We start from the raw sequence: 13418 nt of genomic DNA, 5'->3' as shown, positions 1-13418 counted from the left end.
CGGGCTGCCGGTCACACCGGGTGGAGCGCGCTCACGCCAGGGTGATGAGGTCCAGGTAGTCGCGGCCCCAGATGTCCTCGACCCCGTCGGGGAGGATCAGCACGCGCTCGGGGTTGAGCGCCTCGACTGCGCCCTCGTCGTGCGAGACGAGGACGACGGCGCCTTCGTAGTGCGCGAGCGCCCCGAGGATCTCATCGCGCGAGGCGGGGTCGAGATTGTTGGTCGGCTCGTCGAGAAGCAGCATGTTCGCCGAGGACACCACGAGGGTCGCGAGCGACAGACGGGTCTTCTCACCGCCCGAGAGCACGCCCGCAGGCTTCAGCACGTCGTCGCCGGTGAACAGGAACGAGCCGAGGACCTTGCGCGCCTCCGTCTCGGTGATGTCGGGGGCGGAGGACATCATGTTCTGCAGGACCGAGCGCGAGACGTCGAGGTTCTCGTGCTCCTGGGCGTAGTAGCCGATCCGAAGGCCGTGACCCGGCTCGAGAACGCCGGTGTCGGGTCGGTCGACCCCGGCGAGGATGCGCAGCAGGGTCGTCTTGCCCGCGCCGTTGAGGCCCAGAACGACGACCTTCGAACCACGATCGATCGCGAGGTCGACATCCGTGAAGATCTCGAGCGAACCGTACGACTTCGACAGCCCCGAGGCCATGAGGGGCGTCTTGCCGCAGGGAGCCGGTTTGGGGAACCGCAGCTTCGCGACCCGGTCCTCCTGACGCACCTCGTCGAGGCCCGACAGCAGCTTCTCCGCCCGCGCGACCATCTGATGCGCGGCGGCGGCCTTGCTCGCCTTCGCGCCGAAGCGTGCGGCCTGCTGCTGCAGGGCGGTCGCCTTCTTCTCGGCGTTCGCGCGCTCCTTCTTGCGGCGCTCCTCGTCCGCGACGCGCTGACGCAGGTAGTTCTTCCAGTTCATGTTGTAGACGTCGATGACCTGGCGCATGGCGTCGAGGTAGAAGACCCGGTTGACCGTCTCGCCGACGAGTTCGACGTCGTGGCTGATGACGATCAGCCCGCCCTTGTACCCCTTGAGGAACTCGCGCAGCCAGACGACGCTGTCGGCGTCGAGGTGGTTCGTGGGTTCGTCGAGGATCATCGTCTGCGCATCCGAGAACAGGATGCGGGCGAGTTCGATACGGCGTCGCTGACCGCCGGACAGGGTCTTCAGCGGCTGATCGAGGATGCGGTCGGGCAGAGAGAGGTTGTGGGCGATGGATGCCGCCTCGGCCTCGGCGGCGTAGCCTCCGAGCGCCTCGAAGCGCTCCATGAGGTTGCCGTAGCGGCGCATGGCCTTGGCTGCCGCCGCCTCATCCTCGGAAGCCATCTCGAGCGAGGCCGTCTGCATGTCGACGGCGATCGTGCCGAGACCGCGGGCGTCGAGGATGCGGGTGCGCGCGAGCATCTCCGGATCGCCCGACCGCGGGTCCTGGGGAAGGTAGCCCAGCTCTCCCGAGCGCTCGACCTTTCCGTCGCTGGGCAGCAGATCGCCCGCGAGCACCTTCGTCAGCGTGGTCTTGCCCGCGCCGTTGCGTCCGACCAGTCCGATCTTGTCACCGTCGGAGACGCGGAACGACACGTCCGCCATCAGCGTGCGCGCACCCACGCGGATTTCGAGGTCGTGCACGGCGAGCACAGCAGACGTCCAATCGTCGGGAACAGGGAGAAGCGGCCGAGCGGCCAGCCTCTCATCCTACTCGCTGGCTCCGGCCCTTCTCCCCGCTCTCGCGCCCCCACCGCATCACCGGCTCGCGGCATCCGATTAGCGGGAACGACGCGTGCCGGGTAAAGTAAGCCTGCCCTTACCCGCCTCTTCCCTGGAGGACCCTGTGCCCCGCATCCGCACAGCCGCCGCAGCCGTCATCGCCGCCACCCTGCTCCTCGCCGGCTGCGGTTCGACAGCCGCGCCCGACGCCGCTCCCGCCTCGTCCGGAGATGCGTCGTCCGACGCCTTCCCCGTGACCATCGACCACGCATTCGGTGAGACGACGATCGAGAGCAAGCCGACGCGCGTCGCCACCGTCTCGTGGGGCAACCAGGAGGCCGCGCTGGCGCTCGGCGTCGTTCCCGTCGGCATGCCCGCCGTGACCTGGGGCGATGACGACGGTGACGGCATCCTCCCCTGGGTCAAGGACAAGCTCGACGCCCTCGGCGCCGAGACGCCCGTGCTGTTCGACGAGGCCGAAGGCATCGACTTCGAAGCCGTCGCCGACACGCAGCCCGACGTGATCCTCGCCGCCTACTCGGGGATGAGCCAGGACGACTACGAAACCCTGAGCAAGATCGCCCCGGTCGTCGCGTACCCGGATGTCGCGTGGGGAACCAGCTGGCAGGAGCTGACCGTCATCAACGGCACGGCCCTCGGGCTGAAGGACGAGGCCGAGAAGCTCGTCGATGACCTCACGACCCACCTGGGAGAACTCACCGGCGCCTACCCCGACATCGCGGGCAAGACCGCTCTCTTCAGCTCGTTCGACGCCACCGATCTGAGCCAGATCGGGTTCTACTCGACCGCCGACCCCCGCCCGCTCTTCCTCGAAGACCTCGGACTCACCCCCGCTGCGACCGTCGCTGAGCAGTCGAAGGGCACCGATCAGTTCTGGATCACCAACAGCACCGAGGAGATCGAGCGGTTCGCCGACCTGCAGGTGCTCGTCACCTACGGCGACGACACGACGCTCGCCGCGATGCAGGCCGATCCGCTTCTCTCACGCATCCCGGCGGTCGCATCCGGCGCCGTCGTCGTCCTGCCCTCGGCCAACGCCCCCCTCGCCGCGGCGGCGAACCCGAGCCCGCTGTCGATCACCGATCCCCTGACGTCGGAGTACGTCGACCTGATCGGGGCAGCGGCAGCGAAGGCCACCTCGTGATCTCACGTTCACGGCGTCGGATGCCGTGAGCGTTCCGACCACGACGACGGCCCCCGCCGCCGTGAGCGCGCCCCCGCGGCGCGGCTCGCGGCGGCGGCGGGTCGTCTGGCTCATCGTCCTGGCGGCATTCGTCCTCGTCGCAACCGTCGTCTCGGTGACCTTCGGGGCACGGACGGCCTCATTCGACGACATCGTGTCCGGACTGACCGGCAGTGTCGACACGACCTCGGCGGCGGCCGTGTCCAAGCGCATCCCCCGCACGCTGCTGGCCCTCATCGTGGGCGCCGCCCTCGCCGTCTCGGGCGCGGTCATGCAGGGCGTCACGCGCAACCCCCTCGCCGACCCGCAGATCCTCGGGATCAACGGCGGCGCGTCGCTCGCGGTCGTCATCGGGCTCGCGTTCTTCGGAGTGACGAGCGCCTTCGGCTACATCTGGCTCGCGATGATCGGAGCCGCCGTCGCCGCCGTCTTCGTCTACACGATCGGGTCGCTCGGGCGGGGCGGCGCGAGCCCGCTCAAGCTCGCCCTCGCAGGAGCAGCCACCGCCGTGGCGTTCACCTCGCTCATCAGCGCGATCCTCCTCCCCCGCATCGACGTCATGAGCGTGTTCCGGTTCTGGCAGGTCGGCGGCGTCGGAGGCGCGACGACGGAGAAGATCCTGCTCGTCCTGCCCTTCCTCGCGGTCGGCATGATCGTCTGCCTCGCCGCCAGCGGCGCGCTCAACTCCCTCGCTCTCGGCGACGAGCTGGCGGCCGGCCTCGGCGAGCGCGTGCGCACGGCACGTCTCGTGGCGGCCCTCGGAGCAGTCGTCCTCTGCGGCGCCGCGACGGCGGTCGCCGGTCCCATCGGGTTCGTCGGGCTCATCGTCCCGCACATCTGCCGGCTGCTCGTAGGCCCCGACCATCGTTGGCTGCTGCCCGTCTCAGCTCTCGTCGGCGGTGGACTCCTGATCGTCGCCGACATCGTGGGCCGGGTCATCGCCCGGCCGCAGGAAGTCGAGGTCGGGATCGTGACCGCGCTGATCGGCGCCCCCTTCTTCATCGCCATCGTGCGCCGACAGCGGATGCGTGCCCTGTGACCGCGACAAGCGCCGCGACCCGCTCGACGATCGATATCGTCGTCGGCGGCCGCGCCCGACGCGCCCGACGGCGGCGCATCGTGATCGGCGTGCTCCTGACTGCCGTGATCGCCATGTACGCGCTGTCGCTCATGGTCGGCCAGACGTTCTACTCCCCGGCCGAGGTATGGGGGGTGATCACCGGGGAGACCGTGCCCGGTGCGTCCTTCACCGTCGGGGAGCTGCGGCTGCCACGGGCGACCGTCGCACTGCTCACGGGCCTGTGCTTCGGCATGGGCGGCGCCGTGTTCCAGACGATGCTGCGCAACCCGCTCGCCAGCCCCGACATCATCGGCGTGAACGCGGGCGCCAGCGCCGCGGCGGTCGTGGGCATCGTCTTCCTCTCGCTCGGCGAGACCGGGGTCTCGCTGATCGCCACCGTCGCCGCCCTCGTCACAGCGCTGATGATCTACCTGCTCGCCTTCAAGGACGGTGGGGCCGGAGCGCGCTTCATCCTCATCGGGATCGGCGTGGCCGCCATCTTCAACAGCATCGTGTCGTACGTGCTCTCGCGCGCGGCCGAATGGGACCTGCAGGCCGCGATGCGGTGGATCACCGGCAACCTCAACGGCGCGTCGTGGGATCAGGCGCTCCCCCTCGCCCTCACGATGGTGCTCGTCGTTCCGGCGCTGCTGTGGTTGACGCGGGACCTGGAGCTCATGCGCCTCGGCGACGAGGCGGCAGCGGCACTCGGCGTGCCCGTCGAGCGTCGCCGCATCCTCTTGATCATCGCCGCCGTCGCGCTCCTGGCCTTCGCGACCGCAGCAGCAGGACCGATCTCGTTCGTGGCCTTCCTGTCCGGACCGATCGCCGCCCGGATGCTGGGACCCGTGGGGTCACCGGTCCTCGCGGCCGGGCTGTTCGGCTCGCTGCTCGTGCTGGTCGCCGACCTGACCGCGCAGTACCTGCTCGGCCTGCGTCTCCCCGTCGGAGTCGTCACGGGCGTCCTCGGCGCCCCCTACCTCATCTTCCTTCTCATCCGCAGCAGCCGCTCGGGAGGCTCCCTATGACCGCCGACCGCACCCTCGAAGCCCGTGGCGTCCGCCTGGGTTACGGCGACCGGATCATCGTCGATGATCTCGACCTCCTCGTCCCCGGTGGCCGCATCACGGCGATCGTGGGCGCCAACGCCTGCGGCAAGTCGACGCTGCTGAAGTCGATGGCGCGCCTGCTCACCCCTCGGGCGGGATCGGTCCTCCTGGACGGGAAGGACATCCATCGCCTGCCCACCAAGCAGGTGGCACGCGACCTCGGTCTGCTTCCGCAATCGCCGATCGCGCCGGAAGGCATCGCCGTGTCCGACCTGGTGAGCCGGGGACGCACGCCCCACCACGGCCCGCTCGCGCGTTGGACACGGGCCGACGACGAGGCGATCGCGGCGGCGCTCGAGGCCACCGACACCGCGGCGATCGCCGACCGCTCCGTCGACGAGCTGTCGGGCGGCCAGCGGCAGCGCGTCTGGATCGCGATGGCACTGGCGCAGCAGACCGATCTCCTGCTGCTCGACGAGCCGACGACCTTCCTCGATGTCAGCCACCAGATCGATGTCCTCGACCTGCTCACCGATCTCAACCGCGACCGCGGCACGACGATCGTCATGGTCCTGCACGACCTCAACCTCGCCGCCCGCTACGCGGATCACCTCGTGGCCATGGCCGGCGGGCACCTCTACGGTGCCGGCGACCCGAGCGAGGTGCTCACCGCCGAGACGGTGCGCGCCGTGTTCGGCCTCGACAGCCGCATCATCCCCGACCCGCTCACCGGACGTCCGCTCGTACTGCCCATCGGCCGCCACCACGTGCCCGCCGCGATGACGACGGCCGACGCCGGCGGCGCGCACGCCGGCTGATTGGAACACCATGTCCCGACTTCCCCTCGACTTCTTCCGCGTCTCCGTCGCGGCCATCACCGACCTCACCCCGAGTTTCCGCCGGTTCACCTTCCGCGGCGACGATCTCGGCGACTACGGCGATCCCGGGTTCGACCAGCGCGTCAAGCTCCTCTTCCCCACTGACACCGCCTCGATCGACGCCATGCCCACCGGAGCCGACTGGTACGAGGGCTGGCGCGCGCTCGCACCCGAAGCCCGTCCCGTGATGCGCACCTATACGACGCGCGCGGTGCGGCCCGACCGTCGCGAGGTCGACATCGACATGGTCGCCCACGACGTCCTCGGGCCCGCGTCGGCGTGGATCGCGAACGCGCGCGTGGGCGACGAGGTCCTGATCCTCGCGCCCACCACCTCGCACGTCGGCGTGAGCTACGGGATCGACTTCGTCCCGCCCGCCGACACCGATGCCATCCTGCTCGCCGGTGACGAGACCGCGGCCCCGGCCATCGCCGTGATCCTCGAGCAGCTGCCGCCCGAGGCCCGAGGCACGGTCGTGCTCGAGGTGCCGACGACCGCGGACCTCGCCTATCTCCCCCACCACCCCGGCTTCGAACGCCGCATCGCTGCGCGCAGCGGCGAGGGCGATCGTCACCGCCACCTGGTCGCAGCGGTCGAGGACGTCGCCGTCCGTCTCGCCCCGGCGGGGATCGGCGCCGAGGTCGAGGAGATCGACGTCGACGCCGACATCCTGTGGGAGGTGCCGCGCACGGCGAAGGGCGGTGCTGCTCTCAAGCGCGCGCCGCTGTACGCCTGGCTCGCGGGCGAGGCCTCGGCCATCAAGACGCTGCGCCGGCACCTGGTCGGCGTCGTCGGCGTCGACCGCCGCGCCGTGGCGTTCATGGGATATTGGCGGCTCGGGCGTTCGGAGAACTGAGCCCCGGACTCCTCGTCAGGCCGGGCTGAGCGAGCCTGCTCGAGCGAACGCACCGACGCGGGCCACGGCTTCGCGAAGCACCTCCGGCCCGCACCCGAAGTTCAAACGCACGTGGCCCGCTCCCTCGGCTCCGAAGAACGGGCCGTGATGCAGCGCAACTCGCGACCCCTCCCGGATCGGATCCGCCGGGTCGTCGCCCCACCCGTACTCCGACACGTCGATCCATGCGAGGAACCCCGCCTCAGGGATCCGGTAGCGGGCCCGCGGAAGATGCTCCGCCAGCAGGTCGCCGAGGAGACGCCGGTTGACATCCAGCCGCAGGAGCAGCGAGTCGAGCCATGCATCGGCCTCGGGCGAGAAGGCGGCGATCGTCGACAGTGCCCCGAACAGTCCCGTGCGCCACTCGACCTCCCACGGAAGACCGCGCACGACGTCGGCGTTCGCGTCCGACGCGGTCACCATCAGCGCACACTTGAGCCCCGCGAGGTTGTAGGCCTTCGACGCGCTCGTCACCGCGTAGCCGACTTCGGCAGCTTCCGGCGACACGGTGAGGAACGGCGAGAACGGAACGTCGGGGCCGGCCAGCGGGCCGTGGATCTCATCGCTGATGACGACGGCGCCGTGTCGGTGCGCGAGAGCAGCCAGTCGCCGCAGCGACGCGGCCGAGTGCACTGTTCCGGTCGGGTTGTGCGGGTTGCAGAGCAGCACCGCACGGGCTCCCCCGGTCAGAGCGCGCTCGATGCCGTCCAGGTCGAGCTCCCACCCCGACCCGGTGTCGGTCAGCGGGACCTCCTCGACGATCGCGCCCGCCTCGGCCACGGTGTCGAAGAACGGCGGGTACACCGGCGGGTTGACGACCACTCGATCGCCGGGCTCGACAGTCGCACGGAGGAGTTCGACGACCCCCATCATGACATCGCCCGTCCATCGGACGCGTTGGGGATCGACTGTCCACCCCCAGCGACGCTCGGCGAAGCCGACGAACGCCTCCGCGATGCCGGGCTGCGGCGGGGTGTAGCCCGTGTCGCCGATCTCGACCGCTTCGCGCAGGGCACGCGTGATCGGCTCGGCGAGGGCGAAGTCCGTCTCGGCGACGAACATCGGGATGACGTCGTGCGGGAACGATCGCCATTTCGTGCTCGACCGTCGCCGCAGCGTCTCGAGCGGGAGGGCGTCGAGGGGCTGGATGCTCATCCGGCGAGCCTAATCGCGGCGTCCCGCTGACGCCCGAAGGTGTCGCCGCATGACGACACCGGACGACGAAGCCCCCGTGCCCGCCGGTGCGGCGGCCACGGGGGCTTCCCGGGTGAGACCCGTCAGGTCGCTGAACCCGTCAGATCGCGAAGCCGAGCGCGCGCATCATGTCGCGCCCGTCGTCGGTGATGCGCTCGGGACCCCACGGCGGCATCCACACCCAGTTGATGCGGAAACGGTCCACGACGTTGTCGAGGGCCTGCGCCGTCTGCTCTTCGAGCACATCGGTCAGCGGGCAGCCGGCGGACGTCAGGGTCATGTGGATGATGAGTGCGTCGTTCTCGTCGTCCCACGCGAGGTCGTAGATGAGTCCCAGGTCGACGACGTTGATCCCGAGCTCCGGGTCCATGACGTCCTTGAGAGCCTCGGTGACCTCGTCGTACTTGTCGGGCGCGAGTGTTGCGGTCATGTAACGATCCTACGCGTCCGTCAGGCGTCGATGGGCGTGTCGGCGTCGAGGAAGCGGTCGTAGCCCTCTTCCTCGAGGCGGTCGGCGAGCTCCGGCCCACCCTCTTCGACGATGCGGCCCTTGACCATCACGTGCACGAACTGCGGCTGGATGTAGCGGAGGATGCGGGTGTAGTGCGTGATGAGGAGCACACCGAGGTCGGTCTCCGACTTCGCGCGGTTGACACCCTCCGAGACGATCTTCAACGCGTCGACGTCGAGACCCGAGTCGGTCTCGTCGAGCACGGCGATCTTGGGCTTCAGCAGTTCGAGCTGAAGGATCTCGTGACGCTTCTTCTCGCCGCCCGAGAAGCCCTCGTTGACGTTGCGCTGCGCGAACTTCGGGTCCATGCGCAGGTTGGCCATCGCCTGCTTGACGTCCTTCGTCCACGAACGGATGGCCGGAGCCTCGCCCGCGACAGCGGTCTTCGCCGTGCGCAGGAAGTTGGTGACCGTGATCCCGGGGACCTCCACGGGATACTGCATCGCCAGGAAGAGGCCCGCGCGGGCACGCTCGTCGACGGACATCGCGAGGACGTCGTCGCCGTCGAGCGTGATCGAGCCGCCGGTGACGGTGTACTTGGGGTGTCCGGCGATCGCATAGGCGAGCGTCGACTTGCCCGAGCCGTTGGGGCCCATGATGGCGTGGGTCTCGCCCGTGCGCACCGTCAGGGTCAGGCCGTTGAGGATGGGGGTGGCCCCCGCCTCGGTCTCGACCGTCACGTGCAGGTCGCGGATCTCGAGAACAGACATGTCGGGTTCCTTACTTCACTTCACATCGCTGGTCGTGTCACGGATGACCGTGGGATCGATGAGGATGTCGTCCCCGTCGATCGTGACCTCGTAAACAGGGACCGGCTCGTAGGCCGGGAGGTTGAGGGGCTGCCCCGTGCGCAGCGAGAAGGCCGAGCCGTGCGCCCAGCACTCCAGCGTGTCGCCTTCGACGAAGCCCTCGGCGAGCGAGATGTCGCCGTGGGTGCAGACGTCGCCGATCGCGTGGACCTCGCCGTTGCCGTCGAGCACGACGGCCATGGGGACCTTGTCGATCACGACTCGGACTGCCGTGTCCTGCTCCAGCGAGCTGAGCTTGAGGACCTTCTGCGCGGTCATGCCTCGGCTCCGGTGGCGAGCTCGGCCTCGATGGCCTCGAGCAGCTCCCCCGCGAGCTCGTCGACGCCCATCTTCTGGACGATCTCGGCGAGGAACCCCAGGACGACGAGGCGACGCGCCTCGGCCTCCGGGATGCCGCGCGCCTGCAGGTAGAACAGCTGCTGGTCGTCGAAACGGCCGGTGGCGCTCGCGTGTCCGGCGCCCTGGATGTCACCGGTCTCGATCTCGAGGTTCGGGATCGAGTCGGCCCGGGCTCCATCGGTCAGCACGAGGTTGCGGTTCGCTTCGTACGAGTCGGTGCCGACGGCATCCGGGCCGATCAGCACGTCGCCGATCCAGACGCTGTGCGCGCTTTCGCCCTGCAGGGCGCCCTTGTAGAGGACGTCACCGACCGTGTGAGGCCCCTTGTGGTGCAGGTAGACCTGGCTTTCGAGGTGCTGACCGGAGTCGGCGAACGAAAGGCCGTACATCCGCCCCTCGGCACCGGAACCGGCGAGCTCGAGCGACGGGTTCACGCGGACGACGGCACCGCCGAGGCTCACGATGACGTGGGTGAGCGACGCATCGCGATCGACGCGCGCCTGATGCGCAGCGGCGTGCACGGCGTCGTCGTCCCAGCGCTGCAGCGACACGACCGTGAGCGCCGAGCCGTCGCGGGCGATGATCTCGACGTTCTGCGCGTGCGCGGCGGTTCCCTCGTGGCGGAGGATGACGGTGCCGCGAGCGTTCGGCATGGCCTCGATCACGACGTGCGCGTGAGCGAGACCGCCGTTGCCGTGCAGCCGCACGACGACCGGCTCGCTGAGCTCGACCCCGGCGGGGATACGCAGCAGCGGCGCCTCGGCCTCCTGCGACCAGGCGATGGCGCTCGGGAGGTCTTCGGGACGGAAGACCTCGCCGCGCGGTGCCTCACCGACGCGGAGCCGCGCCTGCTCGAGCTCGGCGGGGGCGGTGACCTCGACCGACACGACGCCCGACGGACCGGGCTCGTCGACCAGCAGGGCGCGCAGCCGATCGATCGGCGTGTGCTTCCAGTTGACCTCGCGGCCCGTCGGCATGCCGAAGTCGGCCGGGTCGAACGACGCCGGACGCTCGGATCGCGTCTGAACCGGTACGAATGCCGCCGCAGGGTCGATGTGACCCTTCTCGCCGACGGCGGGGGCCTGGGTGACGCTCGTCATATCAGCCGACGCTGCCTTCCATGCCCATCTCGATGAGCTTGTTGAGTTCGAGGGCGTACTCCATGGGGAGCTCGCGAGCGATCGGCTCGATGAAGCCGCGCACGATCATCGCCATCGCCTCGTCCTCGGGCATGCCGCGGCTCATGAGGTAGAACAGCTGCTCCTCGGACACCTTCGACACGGTGGCCTCGTGACCGAGCTGCACGTCGTCGACGCGGATGTCGATCGCGGGGTACGTGTCGGAACGCGAGATCGTGTCGACCAGGAGGGCGTCGCAGCGCACGGTGTTCGCCGAGTGGTGCGCGTTGGCATCGACTCGTACTTCGCCGCGGTAGCCGGCGCGACCGCCGCCACGGGCGATCGACTTCGACACGATCGACGACTGCGTGTACGGCGCCATGTGGATCATCTTCGCGCCGGCGTCCTGGTGCTGGCCGGGACCGGCGAACGCGACCGACAGGGTCTCGCCCTTGGCGTGCTCGCCCATGAGGTAGATCGACGGGTACTTCATCGTGACCTTCGAGCCGATGTTGCCGTCGACCCACTCCATCGTCGCGCCCTCGTGGGCGACGGCGCGCTTGGTGACGAGGTTGTAGACGTTGTTCGACCAGTTCTGGATGGTCGTGTAGCGCACGCGGGCGTTCTTCTTCACGATGATCTCGACGACGGCGGAGTGCAGCGAGTCGCTCTTGTAGATCGGAGCCGTGCAGCCCTCGATGTAGTGGACGTAGCTGTCCTCGTCCGCGATGATCAGCGTCCGCTCGAACTGGCCCATGTTCTCGGTGTTGATGCGGAAGTACGCCTGCAGCGGGATCTCGACGTGCACGCCCTTGGGGACGTAGACGAACGAGCCGCCCGACCAGACGGCGGTGTTCAGAGCGGCGAACTTGTTGTCGCCAGCCGGGATGACGGTGCCGAAGTACTCCTCGAAGAACTCGGGGTGCTCGCGCAGCGCGGTGTCGGTGTCCATGAAGATGACACCCTGCTGCTCGAGGTCCTCGCGGATCTGGTGGTACACCACCTCGGACTCGTACTGCGCGGCGACGCCGGCGACGAGGCGCTGGCGCTCGGCCTCGGGGATGCCGAGCTTCTCGTACGTCTCGCGGATCTCAGCCGGGAGGTCCTCCCACGACTGCGCCTGCTTCTCGGTGGAGCGCACGAAGTACTTGATGTTGTCGAAGTCGATGTCGCTGAGGTCGGCGCCCCACGTCGGCATCGGCTTGCGGCCGAACAGCTGGTAGCCCTTGAGACGGGTCTTCAGCATCCACTCCGGCTCGTTCTTGAGGGCCGAGATCCCCCGGACGACGTCCTCGTTGATGCCGCGTTGCGCGACAGCGCCTGCGGCATCCGTGTCGTGCCAGCCGAACTCGTACACCCCCAGGCCTTCGAGTTCCGGTCGGTCGATCAGCACATCCGACATGACTTCCTCCTCCTCGCACCGCAACGGTGTCATCCGTCCCGGCATTCCCGACTCCCCTGGGAGTCACGTGGACGGGAATGCCGATTCGCGGGCCTGATGGACGCGGGTGCCGCGCCTAGACTATGAGGGACGACGTGCACACGCGCCGCCATCCCGAATACACCCGATTCTACAGGCAACGCCCCCACCCGCGGGCCTAGCCCGGAACGTACGAGGCGCGGATCGAGCGCCCCCGGAGGAGTGCGATGTCCCAGGTCCGAAGCCGTCCCGGACTCGTCACGACGATCATGCCGACCGCCATCACCCGGTGGACCCGGGTCATGGGCTGGCTCCTCGTGATCACGAACATCGGGATCGTCGGCACGGGCGGCCTGGTGCGCCTGACGGGGTCGGGCATGGGATGCGAGACGTGGCCGTACTGCACGGCGGGGTCGCTCACGCCGACGCCGGAGATGGGCATCCACGGCATCATCGAGTTCGGCAACCGCACGCTGACCGGTGTGCTCGTGATCGTGGCCCTGCTGGCCTTCCTTTCCGTCATCCGGCTGCGCGCGACGCGCCGTGAGCTGCCCGTGCTGAGCTCCCTCGTGGGCCTCGGGATCATCGTGCAGGCCGTCGTCGGCGGCGTCACCGTCTGGCTCCACCTGCACCCGAGCATCGTCGGGCTCCACTACCTGATCTCGGCCGCCCTCGTGGCGGTCGCGACGACGTTCCTGGTCCGCTTGTACGCGGCGCCCGGCCCCCGCGTGCGGGTGGTTCCGCGCGGTTATGCGATCCTCACGCACCTGACGACGCTCGCTGTGACGGTCACCGTCGTCGTCGGCATCCTCCTCACCGGAGCCGGCCCGCACGCCGGTGACGACGCCGCCGCCCGCAACGGGCTCGACCCCATCTTCTGGCAGCACGTGCACAGCTGGCCGGCCTACGTCACCCTCGTCCTGACGCTCGTGCTGGTCTCGGGCGCGGTCCGGCTCCCCCGCACGACGCGTCTGCAGCGCTGGACGGGGCTCCTGCTCGGCGTCGAACTGCTGCAGATCGCCGTGGGCATCTGGCAGGCCCGAACGGGTCTTCCGATCGTCCTCGTGAACATCCACATGGTCCTCGCCGTGGCGCTGGTCGCTGCGATGGTCGCCGTCGTGATGTCGCTGAAAGCTCCGCTGTCGAGTGTGGCGCCCGCCGTCGAACGCGAGTTCGCGCGCACAGAATCCTCATAGGCTCCGCAAGGGAGTCGCCGAGGTCGGCCCCGCAGAGTGTTCGAGG

The 13418-nt window shown here is 69.2% G+C and carries 13 protein-coding genes; 6 read left to right on the top strand and 7 right to left on the bottom strand.

Going from position 1 to position 13418, the window contains the following annotated elements; all coding sequences use genetic code 11:
• Positions 1-31: 31 nt before the first annotated feature.
• Positions 32-1630: an ABC-F family ATP-binding cassette domain-containing protein gene (locus ACPYN5_RS05900; RefSeq protein WP_424448052.1), complete on the bottom strand. Its 1599-nt coding sequence runs from the start codon at positions 1628-1630 to the stop codon at positions 32-34.
• A gap of 193 nt (positions 1631-1823) precedes the next feature.
• Between ACPYN5_RS05900 and ACPYN5_RS05895 the strand changes: the two genes are divergently transcribed.
• The 5 genes from ACPYN5_RS05895 to ACPYN5_RS05875 are packed head-to-tail and all read left to right on the top strand — an operon-like array spanning position 1824 to position 6746.
• A complete protein-coding gene (locus ACPYN5_RS05895) occupies positions 1824-2864 on the top strand; it encodes an iron-siderophore ABC transporter substrate-binding protein (protein WP_424448051.1) in 1041 nt (346 codons plus the stop codon).
• 25 nt (positions 2865-2889) lie between these two features.
• Entirely contained in the window at positions 2890-3942 is a 1053-nt protein-coding gene (locus ACPYN5_RS05890) for a FecCD family ABC transporter permease (protein WP_424448050.1), read from the top strand.
• Complete coding sequence (locus tag ACPYN5_RS05885; RefSeq protein ID WP_424448049.1) at positions 3939-4991, top strand: FecCD family ABC transporter permease; 1053 nt, start codon at positions 3939-3941, stop codon at positions 4989-4991. The genes ACPYN5_RS05890 and ACPYN5_RS05885 overlap by 4 nt, the downstream gene beginning before the upstream one ends.
• Entirely contained in the window at positions 4988-5830 is an 843-nt protein-coding gene (locus ACPYN5_RS05880) for an ABC transporter ATP-binding protein (RefSeq protein ID WP_424448048.1), read from the top strand. The genes ACPYN5_RS05885 and ACPYN5_RS05880 overlap by 4 nt, the downstream gene beginning before the upstream one ends.
• A 10-nt stretch (positions 5831-5840) precedes the next feature.
• On the top strand, positions 5841-6746 hold the full coding sequence (locus ACPYN5_RS05875; protein ID WP_424448047.1) for a siderophore-interacting protein: 906 nt from the start codon (positions 5841-5843) through the stop codon (positions 6744-6746).
• Positions 6747-6761: 15 nt separating this feature from the next.
• Here ACPYN5_RS05875 and ACPYN5_RS05870 read toward each other — a convergent pair whose 3' ends face one another.
• The 6 genes from ACPYN5_RS05870 to sufB form a co-directional block, all read right to left on the bottom strand.
• A complete protein-coding gene (locus ACPYN5_RS05870) occupies positions 6762-7940 on the bottom strand; it encodes a MalY/PatB family protein (protein WP_424448046.1) in 1179 nt (392 codons plus the stop codon).
• A 139-nt stretch (positions 7941-8079) separates the two neighbouring features.
• Entirely contained in the window at positions 8080-8409 is a 330-nt protein-coding gene (locus tag ACPYN5_RS05865; RefSeq protein WP_424448045.1) for a metal-sulfur cluster assembly factor, read from the bottom strand.
• A gap of 20 nt (positions 8410-8429) precedes the next feature.
• Positions 8430-9200, bottom strand: coding sequence for a Fe-S cluster assembly ATPase SufC (gene sufC, locus ACPYN5_RS05860; RefSeq protein WP_424448044.1), 771 nt, complete (start codon positions 9198-9200; stop codon positions 8430-8432).
• A gap of 15 nt (positions 9201-9215) precedes the next feature.
• Positions 9216-9557 (bottom strand): non-heme iron oxygenase ferredoxin subunit, encoded by a 342-nt coding sequence (locus tag ACPYN5_RS05855; protein WP_424448043.1) that lies wholly within the window; start codon positions 9555-9557, stop codon positions 9216-9218.
• Positions 9554-10738 carry a Fe-S cluster assembly protein SufD gene (gene sufD / locus ACPYN5_RS05850; RefSeq protein WP_424448042.1) on the bottom strand — a complete coding sequence of 395 codons (1185 nt, stop codon included), beginning with the start codon at positions 10736-10738 and terminating at the stop codon, positions 9554-9556. Before sufD ends, ACPYN5_RS05855 begins: the two co-directional genes overlap by 4 nt.
• Before the next feature lies 1 nt (position 10739).
• On the bottom strand, positions 10740-12158 hold the full coding sequence (gene sufB, locus ACPYN5_RS05845; protein WP_424448041.1) for a Fe-S cluster assembly protein SufB: 1419 nt from the start codon (positions 12156-12158) through the stop codon (positions 10740-10742).
• Positions 12159-12403: 245 nt separating this feature from the next.
• On the opposite strand from sufB, the gene ACPYN5_RS05840 reads away from it, so the two are divergent.
• Positions 12404-13372, top strand: a complete 969-nt coding sequence (locus ACPYN5_RS05840) for a COX15/CtaA family protein (protein ID WP_424448040.1) — start codon at positions 12404-12406, stop codon at positions 13370-13372.
• The last annotated feature ends 46 nt before the right edge of the window (positions 13373-13418 follow it).

This window comes from Microbacterium arborescens, from assembly GCF_049707515.1.
GTDB lineage: Bacteria > Actinomycetota > Actinomycetes > Actinomycetales > Microbacteriaceae > Microbacterium > Microbacterium arborescens_B.
This window is presented reverse-complemented; position numbering and strand designations above follow the sequence as displayed.